Source organism: Acetivibrio straminisolvens JCM 21531 (assembly GCF_000521465.1).
In the GTDB taxonomy this organism is placed as follows: domain Bacteria; phylum Bacillota; class Clostridia; order Acetivibrionales; family Acetivibrionaceae; genus Hungateiclostridium; species Hungateiclostridium straminisolvens.
Window position 1 is genome coordinate 1 of sequence record NZ_BAVR01000050.1, and the last position, 21330, is coordinate 21330.

Here is a 21330-nt window from a genome sequence, read left to right on the forward strand (position 1 = left end):
ATTCTCTATCTCGTATCGATACTCGTGTCCTTCCAACTTTATGTATATTTCCATGTAAACTCCTACCAAATTGCAAAATCTAAAAGATTCAAAATTTAACGAAACATATTTCGCTCCCGACCAATAGTTGTAGACTCTCCATGCCCCGGATAAACCACAACATTGTCGTCAAGCTTCATAAGCTTATTCTCAATGGAGTTTAAAAGGGTATTCAAATCCCCATCGGCAAAGTCGGTGCGGCCTATGCCCATATTAAACAAAGTATCTCCTGTAAAAACTACATCACCAACTTTTATGCAAATGCCTCCTGCAGAATGTCCGGGTGTGTGAATTATCTCAAAATCAAGTCCGCCAACCGTTATCACTTCACCGTCTTTTAAGAGCCTGTCAGCTCCTTTACATTCCCTTCCCAATCTCATTCCGACGGGATCATTTAAACCGGGGTCTGTCAATTTGTCCGCATCCTTTTCATGAATTAGAACCTTGGCCCCTGTCATTTCCCGAACCTCATCCACCGTCAACAAATGGTCGATATGTCCATGGGTTATTATTATATATTTGATTTCCAGGTTGTTTTCCTTGGCAGTATCCACTATCTTTCTCGGATCACATCCTGGGTCGATGATTATTCCTTCTCCGTTTTGACCAACAATATAGCAGTTGGAACTAAAAAGTCCAATCGGCAGACATTTTATTATCATGCTATCCTCCACCTTAAAATTCTTTTTTACTGTCTATAAGCATTGTAACAGGCCCGTCATTATGGATTTCCACCATCATCATAGCCTGAAATTTACCGGTTTCAACCTTTACACCATAGCTGCGGCACGCTTCAACGAATTTCTCGTAGAGTTCTTTTGCCGTTTCAGGTCTTGCAGCCCTGTCAAATCCCGGTCTTTTACCCTTTCTGCAATCGCCGTAGAGGGTAAACTGGGATACAACCAAAAGCTCTCCTCCAACATCCTTCAGCGATAGATTCATTTTCCCGTTTTCATCTTCAAAAATTCTTAAGTTCACAATTTTGTCCGCAAGGTATCCGACATCCTTTTCTCCGTCATCGGAACCCACACCTAAAAGAACCGTCAAACCTTTTCCTATCTTTCCGATTACCTCATCCTCGACCGTTACCTTCGAAAAGGTCACCCTCTGTACAACTGCCCGCATAAAATCCCCTTTATTCTTTCTATTGTCTGTTTCTCGTTACTTCAAATACTCCGTCAACTCTTCTAATCTTTTTGATAATATTCTCAAGCTGTTCTGTATTTGTAATCTCCAGGGTAAGGTTCATAATTGCAATCTGATCTTTAGTGGTTCTTGCATTTATCGCCTTAAGCGGAATCTTTGCTTCTCCAATGACATTTGTTATCTCCATCAAAAGCGCCGTTCTGTCATTGGCCATGACAGTAATATCCGCTTTATATGCCACGTTGTTTGCAGTGTACCAGCTTACCTCAATAAGTCTGTTATCGCCATCAATACTATTGACGATATTGATACAGTCCTTTCGGTGCACCGACACACCTCTACCCCTCGTGATATATCCAATAATATCATCACCCGGAACAGGATTGCAACATCTGGAAATCCTTACCAGACAATTCTCTATCCCTTTTACAATTATACCATTTTCAGGTACTCTCTTGCCCTGAATTCTATTTTTCTTCTCTTCTTTGGCCATCTGTTCTGCAAACTCTTCGGCTTTGACAGTTTTCCTATACTCATCCCTCAGTTTTGAAATAACCTTGTTTGCAGTAAGTGCACCATAACCTATGGCCGCCCAAAGATCTTCAAGGGAAGCAAAAGTATATCTTTTGAGTATTATTTCCACCCACTCGGGTTTAAAGAGCTGATTTGCTGTAAATCCCTGCTTTTTCAGCTCCTTTTCAATCATTTCCTTGCCCCTTATAATATTCTCTTCCCTTTTTTCTTTTTTAAACCACTGATTGATTTTATTCTTTGCCTGAGAGCTCTTTACAATCTTTAGCCAATCCCGGCTTGGTCCATGCACATTCGTAGAAGTAAGTATCTCTACTATATCACCGTTTTTAAGCACATAGTCAATGGGCACAATTTTATTGTTCACTTTTGCCCCGGACATCTTGTTTCCGATAGCACTGTGAATTGCATAGGCAAAATCTATGGGCGTTGAACCGTTAGGAAGACTTATGACATCCCCTCTCGGGGTAAATACGAAAACCTCATCGGTGAAAAGGTCTATTTTCAAGGTCTCCATAAACTCTCTGGCATCCCGCATTTCCTTTTGCCATTCCAAAAGCTGCCTGAGCCAGGCCAGTTTCTTGTCATATTCATCTGCTGATCTACCTCTTTGTACTTCCAATGAGCTGCTATACCCACTTCCGCTACCCGGTGCATATCCCATGTCCTTATCTGTACCTCAAAGGGAATACCCTCATGTCCGATTAATGTGGTATGAAGCGACTGATACATATTCGGCTTTGGCATGGCTATATAATCCTTAAATCTTCCCGGCATGCTTGTAGATTTCATGTACAAGCCCCAAAACGGCATAGCAGTCTTTTACCGTTGAGACAATGACCCTTACCGCAAAAAGGTCATATATCTGCTCTAACGTTTTGTTCTGCTGAACCATTTTCCTGTAAATACTGTAAAAATGTTTGGGCCTGCCCTCAATCTCAGCTTCAATACCGATCTCAGCAGTTTTCTCGTGAATTGTCTTAACAATTTCCGAAATATATGCCTCTCTTTCTCTTCTCTTTTTTGCTATCTTGTTTACAAGGCCGTAATAGCCTTTCGGATCAAGATATCTTAGAGAGAGGTCCTCGAGTTCCCATTTTATCTTTGATATACCAAGCCTGTGAGCCAAAGGAGCATATATTTCAAGAGTCTCTTTTGCCTTTTCAACTTGTTTTTCTTCGGGTATATACTTTAGAGTGCGCATATTGTGCAAACGGTCTGCCAGCTTTATAAGAATAACTCTGATGTCTTTTGCCATCGCAAGAAACATCTTTCTGAGGTTCTCGGCCTGCAATTCCTCCTTTGTGGTGTAAGGAATCTTGCCCAACTTGGTTACTCCGTCCACAAGACTTGCAACCTCATCGCCAAAATTCTCCTTAATCTGCTCAAAAGTATAAGAAGTATCCTCAACAATATCATGAAGAATACCCGCTACTATAGCAGTGCAATCTAACTCAAGGTCTGCCAGTATATTGGCAACTTCCATGGGATGCACAATAAAAGGATCGCCGGATTCCCTTTGCTGACCGTTATGTGCCTCCAGCGAAAGATTGTGAGCCTTTTCAATGAGTACAAAATCGCAGTTTGGGTTGTATTTTTTTATTCTTTTAATAAGTCTGGTATAGCCGTCACCCATCAAGTATTCCCCCACATCGATTCAAAAATAGTCCTGCTTTATGTACGCTCCATACATTAATACTGAACTAAGGACTCTACATTGTAGCCTTTCAACTTTTCTCTTCCATTTAAAAATGTAAGTTCAACAAAATAAACTATTCCCAGGACTTCTCCTCCCAGCTGTTCCACCAGCTTTATGTTTGATTGGGTAGTCCCTCCTGTTGCAAGAAGGTCATCAACAATAACTATCTTCTGTCCCTTCTTAATTGCATCTATATGCATTTCAAGAATATCTGTGCCATATTCAAGCTCATATTCAACGTTAATGGTCTTGTAAGGAAGCTTACCCTTTTTCCTGATAGGTACAAATCCTTTTCCCAAAGCATATGCCAGCGGCGTGCCAAAAATAAATCCTCTGGATTCAGGTCCCACAATAAGGTCAAAATCCCCAAAGGCCTCAATTTTTGCTTTCATGGCATCAATACATTCCTTAAGAGCCTCTGCATCTTGAAGAACGGTAGTAATATCAATAAAATTTATACCTTCCTTCGGAAAATTGGGCACTTCTCTTAGTTTGGTCTTTAAATCCATAGCAAATCCTCCTTGTAAAATTTAATCTATCCAGAATAAAGCCTATAAAGCCGCTCCAAGGAACTCTCAGACGCTCCGCAGCATCTGAATATTTCTAAACAAGCAAGAGTTTTCAAGGTTTGTTCTGTTGTTTCCAATATTATTCAAAATGACAACCTGCCCCTTCTCCCCGTAAGGAAGCTTTTTTATAAGGGATAATTCCTCAAAAACCTGTATTGCTCTCTTTACCTTGAAATAGTTCATGGATATACCGTATTTTCTCGAAACATTCCGGGCAAGAGCAAACAAATCCTCCAAAACCATCTGATTACTCTCTTCGCTGCAGGATTTCAAATACTTATATACTGCTGCCATATCCTGCCTTTTTAATATAATATCATCATCAACAAAATCGATTATTATTTTATTATAAACATAAACCCTTTTTAAATCAATCTTTCGTACAATCTGATAAATATAATACTTCGATATCCACGCACCAAATAATATCACCCGGTCAAAGTTTGAAAGCAAAGCTTCTTCGGGATGGGGATTCACCACTACGGATACCGGTTTGATACTGTCATGAGGCAAAGAAGAGAAAAATATTCCATATGTATCCCCGTAAGACAGCAAAGCTTTTTTCAAATCCCTTTCAATAAATTCAAGACCTTCAGGAGAATTTACCAGAACAGCTGTCTTCTCACCCCGGGACAAAAAAACATTTATCGCTTCCGCAATGCCCCCAGGATACTCAATAGCTTGTATCTTTGACAAAACCTCATCAACAATATTATCCTCCTGACGGATAATAAAATCAATACACCTATCAAGGCTAAAATAAAATTTGTTTTGCCTTTCCACCGTCTCCCCTAGCCTGATATCCTTTATATTCAGCTGAACATTTTCTCTACCGTTCCACGAATTTACTTCCATGGAGCATACAACATCCACAACATCCGATTCGCTATAATAATCTGTCAGTCTTCCTCCGTTAAAGCATATAGCATCAATGACAGCTCCATTGTCATCAAACCTGATTTTTGCATGCCTGCTGTCCTGCCCAACAAGACGTATTTCTCCAACTCTTAAGTTGTCATATCTTAACACAGGAGAAGGATTGCTTTCCCCGAAAGGCGCAAGCAGCTTTAATTCTCTGCAATTATCAACGGTCATATCTTGCCTTGTTATACGCACATCGATTTTCATCCGCGGAACAAGGTCGCCTTCATCAAGAATAGAATCAGCATATTCATTTATCATTCTTCTAAAATCGTCAATGTTTTCCGGCTTTAGTGCAAGCCCTGCCGCCTGCTCATGACCGCCGTATTTTTCCAAAACCTCCTCGCAATGCACAAGAGCTTTAAACAGGTTGAATCCTTCAATGCTTCTTGCCGACCCCTTTGCCTCATCACCGTCAACGGAAATAAGTATGCTCGGCCGATAATACTTCTCAGTTATTTTGGATGACACTATCCCGATAACGCCATGGTGCCACTTCTCTCCTGCGACTACAATCACTTTTTCCTTGCCAAGGTCTATATCGCTCTCAACAATATTGACCGCTTCCTCGAATATGGCAAGTTCATTTTGCTTGCGGAGTATGTTCTGTTCATTCAGCTCCTTTGCAATCTCCAGCGCCTCATTTTCATCATCTGTGGTCAAAAGTCTAACAGCCTTGTTGCATCTCCTATTCTGCCTGCTGCATTTATCCTCGGACCAAGCACAAATCCAATTACAAAAGAATCGATTTCTTTGTTCTCCGCTCCTGCCACTTTGATAAGACTTTTAAGTCCGATATTCGAAGTTTTCTCCATTATGGAAAGACCGTATTTTACTATGATTCTATTCTCCCCCAAAAGAGGAACCACATCCGCCACAGTCCCCAAGGCGACAATGTCAAGATAACGCCTCTCACTGCCCGGAATATTCATTTTTATTGCAAGAGCTTCAAGCAATTTGTACGCTACTCCTACTCCCGCAAGCTCTTTAAAGGGATAAGTACAGTCAAGCCTGTGGGGATTTACTACAGCATATGCATCAGGAACACTTTCCCTGCATTCATGATGGTCAGTTATTATAATATCAATATTATTGCCAGTAATGTATTTTACCTCTTCAAAGGCAGTAATCCCACAATCAACAGTGATTATCAAGTCCACATCCATAGCCGGCATTTTTTGCGCAGTAGCCATGGAAATACCATAACCTTCATTTAACCGGTCAGGAATATAGTAACAGACATTTGCATTATTTCTTCTTAAAAAATCGTAAAGAATAGATGTGCTCGTTATTCCGTCCACATCATAATCACCATATATCAAAATCTTCTCATTATTATGAAGAGCCCTTATTATTCTGTCCACAGCTTTTTCCATGTCACGAAGCTCAAAGGGATCATGGAGTTTGTCCAATGACGGGTTTAAAAAATCTTTTATATAATCCGGATCATCAACTCCCCTGGACAAAAAAATTCCGGCAAGGAGCTTTGATACTCCGGCTTCCTCTGCAAGTATCTCAACCTTTTCATGAGAAAAATCGTTCATTAACCATAATCTGTCTTGCCCCATTACACCACCTGCCAAAATAGTATAATAATACCTTATGTAAAGTATATAATTCAAACGTATTGAATTAATTATAATGTATTTGATTCTATTGTTCAAATGAAATATATAAGAAAACTTGTATAACAAAATATGAAAAAAGCCCGATTTTTCATCGAGCTTTCGGTCTTAACTCAGACACTTACTTACAATTTTATTAACAATCTTTCCATCAGCTCTGCCTTTTACTTTAGGCAGCACAGCCTTCATTACTTTGCCAATATCACCGGCCGAACTTGCTCCCGTCTCGTTAATTGCTTCCTTTACAATAACCTCTAGTTCATCCTCTGTTAGCTGTTCAGGCAGGTAACTTAGTAAAACATCTATCTCGGCTTTTAAGCGTCTATAAGATCCTGTCTGTCGGACTTTTCATATTCCGCAAGTGAGTCTCTTCTTTTTTTTACTTCTTTGGCAATTATTTCTAATATACCATCGTCGTCAAGGGTAAACTTATTATCCTTCTCAACCTGAAGCACAGCCGACCTGACCATTTGGATGGCATTCTTTCTAGTAACATCCTTATCCTTCATGGCTGCCTTTAAATCATCCATAAGTTTTTCTTTAAGGGGCATCCGTACTCGCCTCCCTTATTTAAACTTTCTTTTTCTTGCTGCTTCAGATTTCTTTTTTCTCTTAACACTAGGCTTCTCATAGTGCTCCCTTTTTCTTACTTCTGCCAATACGCCTGCTTTAGCGCATTGTCTCTTAAATCTCTTAAGAGCACTATCAAGAGATTCATTCTCTTTAACTCTAACTTCAGACACGTATTTCCCTCCCTCCGATGGTAGCAATTGTGCCAAGACTAAACTACGACCTTTTTAGTGTGGATTAAATTGGGAACTCAGCTAAATATAGCACACACTTTATTATATATTAGACGGAGAACGCGTGTCAATACTTATTTTAACTGTTCTTTAAGCCATAATTGTTATTTTCTCTCTATTTGTCAAAAATATTCTTTACTTTTTTTCATAGTAGTGTTAAAATATTCCTCAAGAGGATATAATATAGTATAATAAGGGTAGGTAAGTACGATGTATAGACTTAGTAGACAAGCCTATTTAAATGTAATTCAATTAGCCCTGGACATCGTCTTTTTAGTAGCTTCGTACCTTTTATCATACTATATTGCTTCATTTCTTACAAACCTGCACGATTACAAAGAATATCTATGGATTTTGGTGGTGTTTATCCCTCTATGGTTTTTCTGTATGAGCTATTTAGGAATGTATGACAAAACAACTTTTTGTTATCCTGACAGAATAATTCGAAACTGTCTTTTTTCCACACTCATATCCAGCATCACCCTTGCCTCAATGATTTTTTTCATTAAAGAAACCATGTTCAGCAGGCTCCTGTTTACCACCTTTGTCATTACGGTAATGAACCTTTTGATGCTGGAAAGGCTTGTTTATGTCTTCTTTATCTCCGGAAGAAACAAGGCCAGGAAAGGCACAACCAGAGTAATCATCATCGGCTGTCCCAGCGAAGCTCAAAAATACAGTCAGTTCATCGATAAGACCAACATGAATGTAAACATTATCGGTTATGTACAAGTGGATTCAAAAGAAGTAGATAAATACGAGCACAACCTCGGACACATAGAAAACCTTCCGCAGATTCTGAAAGAGAACGTGGTGGATGAAGTAATATTTGCTCTCCCAAAGGATTATGTGGGAAAAGTCGAGGAATACATTTTGCTGTGCGAGGAAATGGGCATAACCGTCAGGATGGTTCTAAATCTATATGATTTAAAGCTGTCCAAAAGTCATCTAACCAGTATAGGGACTCTTCCTGTGCTTACATTCCATACAATATCCTTTAATCCCCTTCAGCTCTTTCTGAAGCGTTTGCTGGATATCGGGGGAGCATTGATTGGTCTTGCTTTCACGGCTTTAATATCAATATTCATAATTCCGGCAATAAAATTGGATTCACCGGGACCTATAATATTTGAGCAGGACAGAGTCGGTCTTAACGGCAGGATATTTAAATTGTACAAATTCCGCTCAATGACTTTCGATGCAGACTATAGAAAGGCCGAGCTTTCAGCACTAAACGAAGTCAGTGGCGGATTGATGTTCAAGATAAAAAACGACCCAAGGGTGACAAGGGTTGGGAAATTTTTAAGAAGGACAAGTCTTGATGAACTTCCCCAGTTTATAAATGTGCTAAAAGGTGACATGAGCCTTGTAGGCACTAGACCCCCGACAGTAGATGAAGTAAAAAAATACAAAGCATACCACAGGCGAAGAATCAGTATCAAGCCAGGCATCACAGGCTTGTGGCAAATAAGCGGCAGAAGCAGTATTACCGATTTTGATGAAGTTGTCAAGCTCGATACAAAATATATTGATCAGTGGTCCCTATGGCTTGACATAAAAATCATAATAAAAACGGTGTTTATAGTGTTAAGAAGAAGCGGAGCCTATTAATTCCATTTCTTTAGTACTTAAATACATATAATAGTCACTTTTTATTCTTAGTCCTATGGATTTATTTTTTAATAGGAATTATAATAATAATGTCAATATATTTATATACTCATAATAAACTTAAACTCTTTTAAATTCTTATTTTTAATTAGGGGGCAGTTATGCATAGTTCAAACAGACACGCTTTTGTAAGCATAGGACAATTGTTTTTAGATATCTTCTTTCTCATTTTGTCATTCTTTATTTCATATTACATAGCATCGCACCTTAGAGTCCTGCAAGGCATAACCGCTTTTGTATGGGTACTGCTCATATATATTCCTCTTTGGATTTCATCCATGGGATTTCTGGGCATGTACAACAAGACAACCTTTAATTATTATGACAGAGTGTTAAGAAACATATTGTTCTCTTCTCTTATATCTTGCATGTTTGTTGCATCCTTTATGTTTTTTATAAAAGAAACTATGTTCAGCAGGACACTTTACTCGGTTTTTACCGTTACAAGCATAGCATTTTTGATTTTTGAAAGATTCATGTACATTTATCTTGTGAGCAAGCACCGGCGCAATACCACTACGAATGTAATATTTGTCGGTGACCGCAATGTAGCACTTAAATTTATATATTTCCTCCAAAAAACAAATATCACCATAAATGTGCTAGGTTATGTAAATGTTCATAAAAATAATGCTTCATTCAACAGCAAAAAAACACTGGGATATATAGACGATCTTGAAGAAATACTTAAAAATCATGTAGTCGATGAGGTAATTTTTGCCTTGCCGAAAGATTATGTTGGAGATGTAGAAAAATATGTATCCATATGTGAGGAAATGGGAATAACAGTAAGAGTTATTTTGGACTTGTACAACCTTAGAGTTGCAAAGACTCATTTTAGCTGTATGGGTACTCTTCCCATGCTTACCTTCAATTCGGTAAGCATTAACCAATTTCAACTTTTGATTAAGAGAATTATGGACATAACCGGTGCTCTGATTGGGCTCATTATCACCGGAATCGCTTCGATATTTATAATACCTGCCATTAAACTAACATCTCCCGGTCCGGTATTGTTCAAGCAGGACAGAGTCGGAATGAACGGAAGAATATTTAAGATATATAAATTTAGAACAATGTATGTCGATGCGGAAGAACGAAAAAAAGAACTTATGGCGCAAAACCAAATCAAAGGCGGTCTGATGTTTAAAATCAAGTCGGACCCAAGAGTTACTCCTGTAGGCAAGCTCCTTAGAAAAACAAGCCTTGACGAACTTCCCCAGTTTTTTAACGTACTTAAAGGGGATATGAGTCTTGTGGGAACAAGACCCCCTACTGTGGATGAAGTCAAAAAGTATAAAAACTATCATAGAAGGAGAATAAGCTTCAAACCGGGTCTTACAGGCATGTGGCAGGTAAGCGGCAGAAGCAGCATAACAGACTTTGAAGATGTTGTAAGGCTTGATACAAAATATATAGACGAGTGGTCAATCTGGCTTGACATAGTTATAATTTTAAAGACCATTTGGGTAGTTATAAGAAAAAAGATGCCTACTAAAAGGCATCTTTTTTAAAATGGCAAATCATCATCTTCTATCGGGAAAAATCCTTCGGCACCTGTATTTTTAGGTTCAAAACCGTCCGATGTATAATTATCCTTCTTGCTGTCGGCAAAGTATGCTTCTTCTGCAATAATTTCCGTAACAGTACGTTTATTTCCCTGCTCGTCGTTCCACGACCTGTTCTGAATCCTTCCTATTATCGCAACCTTCTGTCCTTTACGAAAGTAATTGTTGCAGAATTCACCGGTCTTTTCCCATGCAATTATCGGAAAGAAGTCTGCCTGTTCCTGTTCTCCCTGTCTTGAAAATCTCCTGTCCACCGCGAGTCGAAAATGGCATACGGATTTACCTGTGGTAGTGTGTCTCAGTTCAGGATCCTGAGTCAATCTCCCCATTAAAATAACTTTGTTCATATACCAAACCCACTTTCAAATAGTTTTTCCATAATTATATCAAACATTTGTTCGCTTGTCTACATTCTTTCTAATAAAAATGAGCATATCAGAACAGCCGCAAGCGCACCCGCAGAATCTATAAATACATCCAAAATCTGAGGATTACGTCCCGGTATTGTTCTTTGATATAGCTCGTCAATAACAGCTGTCGAACAGGCTATGAGCATCGCAAAAACCGAAGCTTTAGCCTTGTTGAGTCTTACAAACCGCAATGCATTGAAGGCCAGCAAAGCAAGAATAAAATACTCCGTAAAATGCATTGCTTTTCTAAATAGATAATTTCTATTTTCCATAAGTACTTCATTTTTCGTAAGAACATCATCAAGATTTAAAAAACTAATAATCTTATCAACAATTGTTTCTGAAGTACTTACAGAATCCAAACCATTTTGACTGGAAAAACCAAGTATTATTATAATCATGCCAATTACTGCAATCCATGCTGCAAATACTAACACAACTTTTGCTTTTTTCATATTCTAGCCTTTCTTCTAAATTTTAAAGATTTAAATTCCCGTACCTATAAACACAAAGCCTTTTTCTTCTATATCCTTTCTTGAATAGATATTCCTCGCATCGTAGAAGATATTTCCTTTCATTATTTTCTTAAGGAGCGTCAAATCCATATTGCGGAACTCATGCCATTCTGTAATAATAATCAAGGCATCCGCACCCTCGGCAACATCATAGGCATGCTTACAATAATTAATACTGTCGGCATATTTTTTAAGAACTTTTTTTGCCTCTTCCATAGCCTGAGGGTCATAAGCTTTGATTTTAGCTCCCTTCTCGGCCAAGTCAGATATTACTGTCAATGATGGAGCATCCCTCATGTCATCTGTCTCAGGCTTAAACGCAAGGCCAAGAATACCTATTGTCTTACCCTTTAAATCTCCTGCAACCTTTTCCAGTTTTTTAACCACCATCTTTTTCTGCCGCTGGTTTGCCTGTATTACCGCGCTTACCACAGACATGTGAACACCATGTTTTTCAGCTATCTGCACAAGAGCCTGTGTATCCTTGGGGAAGCAGCTTCCTCCAAAACCCGGACCTGCATGCAGAAACTTCGGACTTATCCTTCCATCTCTTCCCATGGCCGTTGATACTTGCTGAACATTTGCCCCCACCTTTTCACAAAGGTTTGCAATTTCATTTATAAAAGTTATTTTTGTTGCAAGAAACGCATTGCATGCATACTTAATCATTTCTGCAGTTTCAATGTTAGTTATTATAAAGGGAGTTTCATTAATATACAAAGGTCTGTATACCTTCTTCATTATGTCTGCAACCTCTTCACTTTCAACGCCTATAACAACTCTGTCAGGATGAGTGAAATCGTAAAGGGCTTTTCCTTCACGAAGAAATTCGGGATTTGACACAACATCAAACGAATATTCGACTCCTCTTTCCTTAAGCTTATCGGCTATTATCTTTTTTACAATCTGACCTGTTCCAACAGGCACTGTACTTTTATCAACTACAACCTTGTATTCGTTCATATACTCTCCGATGGTTTCGGCAACAGCATATACATATTGCATGTCAGCCTCTCCGTTCTCCTTCGGCGGTGTGCCTACAGCAATAAACAAAACATTAGACTCTTGTATTGCCTTTTTTGCATCAGTAGTAAACTGTATCCTTCCTGCTTTCATATTCCTTTCAAGAAAAACATCAAGACCGGGCTCATAAATAGGAATCTTTCCGTTGTTGAGTCCGTCAATCTTTTCTTTATTAACATCAACACAAATAACATTTACGCCAAAATCGGCTATACACACCCCGGATACAAGCCCAACATAACCAGTACCAAACATAGCAACTCTTGGTATCATGCTCATCCCATCCTTGTCTACTTATATTTACTTAATTTACAACTTCTATAATATAATATACTATTTCTTTTTATTTGGGAATATCAATTAATAAAACACTTAACATAAAATCCCCCAATGTCACCCATATTCCAATCCCATTACTACAAAAAAATCTTTTCCTTCAATTATCTCATCTTGAATGAATTATTGTTTTTAAGTTCCTTTACAAATTGCATTCCCTTCTATTTTTATATTAAATTTACTATTTTATATCTGTTTTACGCTTAATCGGACATACCTTTATACATTTATAGCACATTATGCATTTAGTACTCTCAATAATAGGATAGTCAAATCCTTCTTCGTCTTCGAGCATTTTAATAGCATTTTTCGGGCATATAGAGTAACATGCTGTGCATCCACAACATAATTCTTTTCTTTCGTACAATATAGGTATTTCTTTCATACGATTTTACTCCTTAATATGCTTATTTGATTAATCATAAGGTCGTAATAATTGGAAACTCATATATTCAACCCAAATCAACATCTTTTCGTATCATTCTTTTAAATCATCTATATTCTTAAAAGTATTTAATAATTAAAAATTTTGAATATTTTTTATACTCCTTTTAATCCTGATTTTCAACTTATCTTTAAAAGAAATCCTTGTTAAGTCTTCCATAATTTTAATAAAATCTTCACCTTCATTAATCCTTTTATAGAAAACTTTCCTATTGTCTGAACATTTTACCGAACTAAGAATAGGAGAATTGTACTTAATTGCTTTATCCAAAAAAGCATTTGTATAAACAATAGAGCTTGATACGCTGTCAAACAACTTCTGTCCCTTTTGTGAATGAACCAAGACTAAGGAAATGCCTTTATTATCATCCATTTCAGGCTGTATGTTCCACACACCCCAATAATCTCCCAATGTAAAATCTGTTTTCCGTTCTATTCCTTTAAACTGGCAATTATAACATGATGGCCGCAAGTAAATATTGGCAATAAAGCCTTTCATAAAAAAGTTCTCAGATTGCGGTTGAAATGTAGTGTTACCAAAATTATCCGTCATCTTCCAACAGAACTTCCCTTTCGACCATCCGGAGGTTTTGTCACGCATATTTATACCAACCAATTCACTTCCTCTATTCTTCATTGATTCAAGATATTTCCTCCACGGTATCCGCCCTGGAATACCATGACATATAAAATCGACACATACCAAATTATCATATCTTTTTCCCAAAAAAGACATCAATCCTTCACACTGGCATGGTGTACCCACAAAGAGAACCTTTATGCCTTTCTGCAGACTATCCAAAACATCTTGAAACACATTACCCATATGAGAAGCAACATATTTCGACCCTCGGCTATCAGGTAATTCATCAATTGAATTAATTTTTCGGTACGATACCTCCAGATTTCTATCATAACAAGCTGCAAAAACCTCTCCACCGTCTTCTAATATTTTTTCTGCTAATAACGAGTAGATTCCACCAGAAGAGCTACTCATTCTAACCTCTTCATTTTTATTGTAACAAGCATATGCACATTTTGGCATATATTTATCCTCCAGATTCTGAGTAAATTAAAGCATTGGTAAAACGTTATCAAAATTTATAATAGCATTATGTTTTTAGTTCAGATTTCTACGCTATTTTTTTTCGTTTTAATTTTATATTTGTCAATATTTTATTCTTCATTTCCATAATAAGAACTCTATTATCAATAATAAAAAAGACTATCATAATAACAGTTAGTAAAATATCAATTTGAATGCTACTCCAAATAGTACATAATGATAGGAACATGGCAACTAAAAGATAAAATCCAAATCTTTTCTTATTAATTCTAATAGGAAATGATTCTTTTGTATCATTTACACGAAAAATCCACATTATAAAGAAACCAACGAATGTAGAGAATGCCGCTGCAAATAAACCGATAAATTTAATTAAGGCAATATGAACTATTATGTTTGCAATTGCACCATAGATACTTGTAGTAGCAGTTCCACCTGTTTTTTTCTGATGCAAATAACCTACACTAAAGAATGAGGAAAATCCCTGAAATATTGTTCCTAAATACAAAAAAGCAATGTATACTGATGCCATTTTGTATCGTTGGCTTAGAATAATTTGAGCAATAACTTTAGTCGCCGGTATTAAAACAAATACAAAACCAAATGAGATTCTGTAATAAATCTGAAATACTTTAGAAGCATACTCTTCAGATTCTCTACTTTTATCAAGATCAGCCAAAGCTTGATCGGTCCAGGCATTATTAAACATTACAAATATTGTAGACAATACTGATGGAAATTTATAAGCTACAGCATAAATTCCATTAGATGCGCTTCCTAAAATCCATCTGATTATATACCTATCCGATGAACCCATAACCCACCAACTTAGATTTGACGGTACAAGTGGAATCGAATATTTCAACATTTCTTTTTGAAGGCTTCCAAAGTTTTTCCCAAGTTGAATTTTTCTTAGTCTTTTTTCTAGTAATAAAATAAGAAAAATAGTAACACTTTTGCTAATAATAGTGCTTTGAAGTAGTGCTACCACTCCTTGTTTGAAATAACATATTTTCACTAAGTTCAGGCTTACAAATACACCAGTATAAAATATTCCGGAAAACGCAAACAATTTCTGGTTTTTTAACCCTCTCAGCAATTTCTGAATACATTCCAAAATACGATCCAAAACTAAAATAGCTATAAAATAATAGCAATTCCAAATAGGAATAAAGTGGTTAATCAGTAATAAAACTATTGAAACACATATGCAATTTCTTAAAAGTAATTGGTATGATGCTGAAATGCATGGAATTTCATTATTTTTATCTCTAATAATCCATCTATATGCTGCATCGGAAATTTTCATTGTAATCAAAGGTGATAATAACTTACAGTTGAAATCAGAAGATCATAATCTCCCAAATCCGAAGGTTCTATATAATATGTATATAAGGGAACTATAAGGAAACTTAAGAATTTAGTTCCAAAATTTCCTATAGCATAAATAATTGTACCTATAATTAAAGCTTTACTTTGAGCTTTCTTATTTTCATTTTCACCCATAAAATCTACATCCTATCCATCCGTAAATATCAAAAATAATATTGTTAATTAATAGTACTATTTATTTATAGCTTGTTCAAGCCATTTTGCAGAATAATGTTTTTGCTTATTTAGTAAACTATAACATTTTTCCCACTCTACATCACTTTGCAATATTCTTTCTGCATCATCAACACTAAAATCTTTCAATTCTTGATTTTGTAATTCTAACATATTCAATAAATTATGAATTCTTGTAGACATTCCTTTTCTGGCAACACCACTAACAATAAACTTTCTCTTGAATAAAATCGAAAAGACTGAAGCATGAAATGAATCTGTAATAACAACGTTAGCATATTTAATGTACGATAGCCAGTCTGGTATTGATGGTGCTACTAAAACACAGTCACATAGAGCCCTAAATTTATCTTTATAATCAAGTGTAATTATAATAAGTTTTTGATTTCTTTTTTTGGCAATCTTTTTTGCTATTCTATAGACATTTTTGTTAAATCTTACTTGGTACAATAATATATAATCTTGGTTCATTTTTCTTTCGGAAGCAATAGCATCCCACTCACTAACATCACACAAAATTGTAGGATCAACTACAACTGTGCTCTTAATCTGCATTTTGCTTAATATATCCATGCCGCTTTGCTCACGCACAGAAATGTCATTATATCGTTTTAGCATTTTTTCTACAAGCTTGACATTTTGAGGAGGTATAGTATCTTTTCCAAAACTAGACGCATAAGATATTTTCTTTTTCGTATCATCTACAAATTCTAAATAAAATGGTAAATCCAAATTATTATTCTCAATAAAATCACTATTCCATACTTGATCGCTTCCCGTAATATAAATGTCTGCCTGTGGTGTATCTTCAAGCAGTTCTTCATAACTATAGTACTTTCGAGTAAACTTTACTCTTGAATCCATAAAGTCTAGAAATGGAGCATATTCTTTAACTACTCGAGGATAAATTAAGAGCCCCCACAACCATTTTGATATTCTATTAATACCCCATATTTTACTTTTACTGGTAATACAATTTACAAACTGTTTTTTGTTGTAAAAATTGCATCTTACAGGAATATAGTCAATAAACTTCACATCTTGACCCATTTTTTCTAAATGCCTATATAAACCATATGCTTGCAGAATCCCTCCATAGTTTTTGGTTCTGCTGTATGTTATTATCAGTATTTTCAATTCTTTACTCATCCCTCTCATTTATGTTTAATCAAATAGATGGTTTAATTTTATTGCCTGTCAATTGATTTTGTAAGTATATAAAAAAGAGGAAAGCAAAAAATATACAAATAATACCTAATTCTGTTTTTGATTTTCATATAACTATGAATTTGACTTCCAGATAAAGAAGATAAATATTTCTTCATTGACAGAATTCTAGGTAAATGCTCTTTTGGTTTCCCTCGTAAATAATATATTTTCGATATTCTTAAGTAAACATTCGCTTTTTTGGCCTCCGCTTCCTCTCTGAGCATTGGGTAATTATTGTTAATATCCTCATATATAGTATCAATGACATCTATAGCATCGAAAAGCTTTTTTTCAAATGGTACTCTACTGCTTGAATTTTCTCTGTGAATATAATGATACTTCTGAACATGCTGACAGACTATACATTTTGAAAGCTTTAAAGCATTATATACTGTATGACAATCTTCGTAAATCTTTATTCCTTCAGGAAAGCAAAAATCGGGATATAAACTTCTTCTATATATTTTGTTACAAGAACTTATGGATATATTACCCTTTAATAATTCTCGTATTGCATCAATATTATTATACCAAACAGTAGTTTGATTTTGTGGGCCAACCTTGTCCAAACATGCTATATCAGCATCATATTTCTTTGCAAGAGTGTATAATACTTCAAACATATCATTATCATATTGATCATCTACATCAACAAAACCAACGTACTCTCCTGTGGCCATATTAATTCCCAAGTTTCTAGCAGCAGAAACACCTTTGTTTTCTTGATGAAATACTCTACAATTATTATATTTCTTTACCAATTGATCGCAAATATTACCCGTATTATCTATTGAACCATCATTAATAAATATAATCTCAATTTCTTTAAGTGTTTGTCGTTGTAACTGTTCGCAGCATGCCTCAACAAATTGATCACCATTATACACAGGTACTATAATAGATATTTTAATTTTATCCACTTTGTGTCACTCCCAATTGATAAATATATACTCCTCAATCAAATCATCTTAATTATTTTAAAATGAATCTAACTTTAGTTTTTACAATAGATTTCTGACAACTGCAAAAATCTTCTTTCTTCTCTAAAATATATGGAAAACACAAAAATAGCTGAACCATATACCCAGCAGTTTCAAGCTTCATAGATTGATTGTAAAATAACATCGCTAAACTCAATATCCCGACAATAAGTGATATGCTTCTTAGAGAATTATCCTTAATATTTTCGATTTTTAGTTTAACATTTCTATACAAATAATTAACAATGATTAATATGAAAGAAAAAAGCCCTAGTATTCCTGTTTCTACCAAAATAATTGGTCCATAAAACCATTGGTATGCTGTCCAACTATTTCTTAAATAGAATTGCGACGTAAAAAAGGAGTAACTTGAATACTCTGAGTTTCCAAAACCGATTCCTATTAGTCTTTCGGAAATTGATGTCAAAAAGTTTCTAAAGACATATCTTATAGCTGTTAGCCGATTTATACTTCCATCGCCGATATATCCAGATTCATTTGTTGCATATGCCAATATCGTCTCAAGCGTGAAGAATCTATTAAAATTCGGAAATAAAATATAAATCACTTGAATTCCAGCATACAACGCGACAACACTCAACATCAAAAATATAGTTAATCTTAGCGACTTTTGCTTACACAAATACATACAACTGAAATAACTATTATTTCAATGAAAAAAACTTTTAATTCACTTAATGTCGCCATATAAGTTGAACCTGCTATAGCCACAATTAAATACCATATTGATTTTTCTTTATTGAAATACTGTATAATTGCTGCAGCACATATTATACATAACAACCAATTTAATGCAGAATTACCTCCTCTTTTTTCTCCCGCAGCATATAAACCTGATATAAAGTCACCGATAGCATTGTAATTATATCCCTTAAAAAAGAACTGATATGTTACAACAAAAATATTCAAAATAAAATACCCAAAAAGAATATCTAAAAAAGTGTATATATCTCTTCTTTTTAAAAATACTGCACACATCATCGCAAAAATTAAAAATCTCATATTATTTCTAAATCCCCAAATATATAATAATGGGGAATATAAATTTACAAAATATGAAAGTAATGTTATCACAAAATATATTCCTATTACCCATTTTAAACTTGATGGTATAGTAATTTTCATACCACTTTTCTTGTAATAAAAATAGTAAAAAACTATAATTATTAAAATCAAATCCGAAACATAATTCAGAGCTGAAGGTAACCCTAAATTACCTATTAGAAATTTGATAAAACAATTATATATTATTTCAAAGTATATCCATCTTACGGGTCCAACACGCACTCTACATATTGTCCACATATAATATGCAGATAATGCCAAAGTCATAATGCAGATTAAATATAGCATCTATATTACCAACCTTTTCTATCATTATTAAAACTTTCGTGTATTTTACACGCAAACTAAAAAGAATACACTTCAACGCGAAAAGCGTTTTGCCTTTAATTTCTTCAACGCTCTAAAAAAAGATTCTGAAATTGGAGTTTTCAATATTACAGGTTTTAACCAAATTGCCAGCTGCTCTTTTATTGATGTAGGTAAATATTTGTCTATTAACTCTTCGTAATCCATAATATTTGAGTCTTTAAAAAACATTTCTCTTTTTGCCGGCATACTAATGCTATATTTTTCTCTATCTAACTTTTCTATCAATCTGTCACCAACAAGACTCTCCATATGACAAACAATCAAGTCTGTACGTATTGCTTCAAACAAACTCATTCCCTTTTCGGAGTATATTTGCAATTTTGTTGTACCTTTATTATCATCCATATCTGTACTATAGTCTCCAATTTCCCACAAGTCCCCTAATGTAAAATCGCATTTTCTTTTTCGGCCTCTAAAAGGACATTCATAACAAGACGGTCTTAACCCTATATGAGAGAACATTGTTTTGCAAAAATTACTTCAATTCTATCTTCCAAAAAAGAATCATCAGTAAAAACAATTTTTATATTAACTCCTGCATAACCATATTTTTTATCTCTAAAATATACACATTTTATTTTTTTCTTATGTTTTCTTTCAATTGTTTCAATCCACTTTTTATATAATTTAGGAGATGGTACTCCGTAGCAAACTAAATCAATAGTAAATAAATTTCCGTTGTCAGTTCCAACATAATGCAATAAACCTTCTACCTGACAAGGTGTTCCGACAAAAAGCAAAGGTTTTTCGTTCTTCTTAAGCTCTTGCTTAATTTCATTAAATGTTTCCCTTAATTCTGACTGTACATACTTTGAACCATACATATCATCCATCTCAGAAAGAGAAGTAGCCTTTTTATGTATTACAGTCAAATCTTTGTCAAACCCAACAGCCCAAACGCTGCCCCCCATATTTAAGATCTTGGATGCTATAGCTGCAAAAATTCCTCCACTCGTACTAATTTTCCTAATATTATCATTCCGGTTTTGACAAGCAAAGATCTCAGCGCATTCGAAGCCAGGCAACTGCTTTCCTGAAATGGGACATATCTCATTACATAAACCACAGTTGATACACTTAGTTGTATCAATTTCAGGATAATAAAACCCTTCATCATCTTGTCTCATTTCTATACAGCGCTGAGGACACACACTATAACATGCTGTACATCCACTACACTTCTTTTTATCATTAATTATAATCATAATTTACACCTTCCTCAGCGCATCAGTTAAGTATTGTAAAGAATCCTCACGCAGCTCATTTAGTTTTTGATTAACAATTGTATAATTAATTTCTTTATTTATCGATGCTACAATATCTTGTTCTGGATTATATCGGCGCTCTGACAACCCCAGAAGATTACACAAACTATCTATTCTAGAATTTCTAGAATTCTTGCTGTTGTCGTCGTAACGATTTAAAATAATAAATTTCTTATGATTCAATATCGAAAACACAGTACCGTGAAACGAATCAGTTAATACATATTCTGCATTGCGAATCAAATTAACGAAATCCATTGCGTCAATATCGTATAATTGATAATCTCCAAAGTCCAAATCATATTTTACAAAATTATCCAAAAATGGAATTGTTGCAATTTTTAGACCTGTTTCTTTGCTTAACTCCGATGCAATTTTTCTATGGTTGATATTCGTACCTAAAAATAACAAAATATATATTTGTCTTGAATCACTTTTTGCTCCGGAATAAAGTTTAACCATTCATCATTAGAAAACAATAATGTAGGA

Annotated in this window: 22 protein-coding genes and 2 pseudogenes; 2 read left to right on the forward strand and 22 right to left on the reverse strand. The window is 35.3% G+C overall.

All coding sequences use genetic code 11. The features are described 5' to 3' along the window. Positions 1–95 precede the first annotated feature (95 nt). The 8 genes and pseudogenes from JCM21531_RS12645 to rpsU all read right to left on the reverse strand — a co-directional run bounded on the left by JCM21531_RS12645 (position 96) and on the right by rpsU (position 7273). Positions 96–701 carry an MBL fold metallo-hydrolase gene (locus JCM21531_RS12645; protein WP_038290426.1) on the reverse strand — a complete coding sequence of 202 codons (606 nt, stop codon included), beginning with the start codon at positions 699–701 and terminating at the stop codon, positions 96–98. Positions 702–714: 13 nt separating this feature from the next. Next, entirely contained in the window at positions 715–1164 is a 450-nt protein-coding gene (gene dtd / locus JCM21531_RS12650) for a D-aminoacyl-tRNA deacylase (RefSeq protein ID WP_038290429.1), read from the reverse strand. 19 nt (positions 1165–1183) lie between these two features. Beyond that, positions 1184–3352, reverse strand: a pseudogene (locus JCM21531_RS12655) (RelA/SpoT family protein). 56 nt (positions 3353–3408) lie between these two features. Beyond that, the gene (locus tag JCM21531_RS12660) at positions 3409–3924 is read right to left on the reverse strand and encodes an adenine phosphoribosyltransferase (RefSeq protein WP_038290432.1); all 516 of its coding nucleotides are present in this window, start codon (positions 3922–3924) and stop codon (positions 3409–3411) included. 66 nt (positions 3925–3990) lie between these two features. Continuing rightward, entirely contained in the window at positions 3991–5568 is a 1578-nt protein-coding gene (locus tag JCM21531_RS22220) for a single-stranded-DNA-specific exonuclease RecJ (RefSeq protein ID WP_243467643.1), read from the reverse strand. After that, positions 5565–6473: a single-stranded-DNA-specific exonuclease RecJ gene (locus JCM21531_RS22225; protein WP_243467644.1), complete on the reverse strand. Its 909-nt coding sequence runs from the start codon at positions 6471–6473 to the stop codon at positions 5565–5567. Before JCM21531_RS22225 ends, JCM21531_RS22220 begins: the two co-directional genes overlap by 4 nt. Positions 6474–6638: 165 nt before the next feature. Next, a pseudogene (locus JCM21531_RS12670) lies at positions 6639–7081 on the reverse strand (GatB/YqeY domain-containing protein). 15 nt (positions 7082–7096) lie between these two features. Beyond that, positions 7097–7273: a 30S ribosomal protein S21 gene (gene rpsU, locus JCM21531_RS12675; protein WP_010247912.1), complete on the reverse strand. Its 177-nt coding sequence runs from the start codon at positions 7271–7273 to the stop codon at positions 7097–7099. Between the two features lie 270 nt (positions 7274–7543). Here rpsU and JCM21531_RS12680 point away from each other — a divergent pair, with 270 nt between their 5' ends. After that, positions 7544–8944 carry a sugar transferase gene (locus JCM21531_RS12680; RefSeq protein WP_038290436.1) on the forward strand — a complete coding sequence of 467 codons (1401 nt, stop codon included), beginning with the start codon at positions 7544–7546 and terminating at the stop codon, positions 8942–8944. Between the two features lie 161 nt (positions 8945–9105). Further along, positions 9106–10518: a sugar transferase gene (locus JCM21531_RS12685; protein ID WP_038290438.1), complete on the forward strand. Its 1413-nt coding sequence runs from the start codon at positions 9106–9108 to the stop codon at positions 10516–10518. Here JCM21531_RS12685 and JCM21531_RS12690 read toward each other — a convergent pair. The 14 genes from JCM21531_RS12690 to JCM21531_RS17885 all read right to left on the reverse strand — a co-directional run bounded on the left by JCM21531_RS12690 (position 10515) and on the right by JCM21531_RS17885 (position 21303). Further along, the gene (locus tag JCM21531_RS12690; protein ID WP_038290441.1) at positions 10515–10919 is read right to left on the reverse strand and encodes a single-stranded DNA-binding protein; all 405 of its coding nucleotides are present in this window, start codon (positions 10917–10919) and stop codon (positions 10515–10517) included. The genes JCM21531_RS12685 and JCM21531_RS12690 overlap by 4 nt on opposite strands. Positions 10920–10978: 59 nt before the next feature. Then, entirely contained in the window at positions 10979–11437 is a 459-nt protein-coding gene (locus JCM21531_RS12695; RefSeq protein WP_243467645.1) for a VanZ family protein, read from the reverse strand. A 30-nt stretch (positions 11438–11467) separates the two neighbouring features. Continuing rightward, positions 11468–12793: a UDP-glucose dehydrogenase family protein gene (locus JCM21531_RS12700; protein ID WP_038290444.1), complete on the reverse strand. Its 1326-nt coding sequence runs from the start codon at positions 12791–12793 to the stop codon at positions 11468–11470. 244 nt (positions 12794–13037) lie between these two features. Then, entirely contained in the window at positions 13038–13241 is a 204-nt protein-coding gene (locus JCM21531_RS12705) for an NADH-quinone oxidoreductase subunit I (protein WP_038290446.1), read from the reverse strand. Positions 13242–13376: 135 nt separating this feature from the next. Next, entirely contained in the window at positions 13377–14345 is a 969-nt protein-coding gene (locus tag JCM21531_RS12710; protein WP_054847101.1) for a Coenzyme F420 hydrogenase/dehydrogenase, beta subunit C-terminal domain, read from the reverse strand. A gap of 88 nt (positions 14346–14433) precedes the next feature. Further along, entirely contained in the window at positions 14434–15675 is a 1242-nt protein-coding gene (locus JCM21531_RS12715) for a lipopolysaccharide biosynthesis protein (RefSeq protein ID WP_131464486.1), read from the reverse strand. Positions 15676–15680: 5 nt separating this feature from the next. Continuing rightward, positions 15681–15872: a hypothetical protein gene (locus JCM21531_RS12720; RefSeq protein ID WP_038290450.1), complete on the reverse strand. Its 192-nt coding sequence runs from the start codon at positions 15870–15872 to the stop codon at positions 15681–15683. Between the two features lie 57 nt (positions 15873–15929). Continuing rightward, positions 15930–17081, reverse strand: coding sequence for a polysaccharide pyruvyl transferase family protein (locus tag JCM21531_RS12725; RefSeq protein WP_038290451.1), 1152 nt, complete (start codon positions 17079–17081; stop codon positions 15930–15932). A 38-nt stretch (positions 17082–17119) separates the two neighbouring features. Then, positions 17120–18061 carry a glycosyltransferase family 2 protein gene (locus JCM21531_RS12730; protein WP_038290452.1) on the reverse strand — a complete coding sequence of 314 codons (942 nt, stop codon included), beginning with the start codon at positions 18059–18061 and terminating at the stop codon, positions 17120–17122. A gap of 52 nt (positions 18062–18113) precedes the next feature. Then, positions 18114–18707, reverse strand: a complete 594-nt coding sequence (locus tag JCM21531_RS12735; RefSeq protein ID WP_038290453.1) for a hypothetical protein — start codon at positions 18705–18707, stop codon at positions 18114–18116. 35 nt (positions 18708–18742) lie between these two features. Beyond that, a complete protein-coding gene (locus tag JCM21531_RS12740; protein ID WP_131464492.1) occupies positions 18743–19267 on the reverse strand; it encodes a hypothetical protein in 525 nt (174 codons plus the stop codon). 300 nt (positions 19268–19567) lie between these two features. Further along, complete coding sequence (locus tag JCM21531_RS12745; RefSeq protein ID WP_038290456.1) at positions 19568–19951, reverse strand: hypothetical protein; 384 nt, start codon at positions 19949–19951, stop codon at positions 19568–19570. A gap of 71 nt (positions 19952–20022) precedes the next feature. After that, complete coding sequence (locus JCM21531_RS12750; protein ID WP_038290458.1) at positions 20023–20781, reverse strand: 4Fe-4S dicluster domain-containing protein; 759 nt, start codon at positions 20779–20781, stop codon at positions 20023–20025. Positions 20782–20784: 3 nt separating this feature from the next. Then, positions 20785–21303, reverse strand: a complete 519-nt coding sequence (locus tag JCM21531_RS17885) for a polysaccharide pyruvyl transferase family protein (RefSeq protein ID WP_054847102.1) — start codon at positions 21301–21303, stop codon at positions 20785–20787. Positions 21304–21330 lie beyond the last annotated feature (27 nt).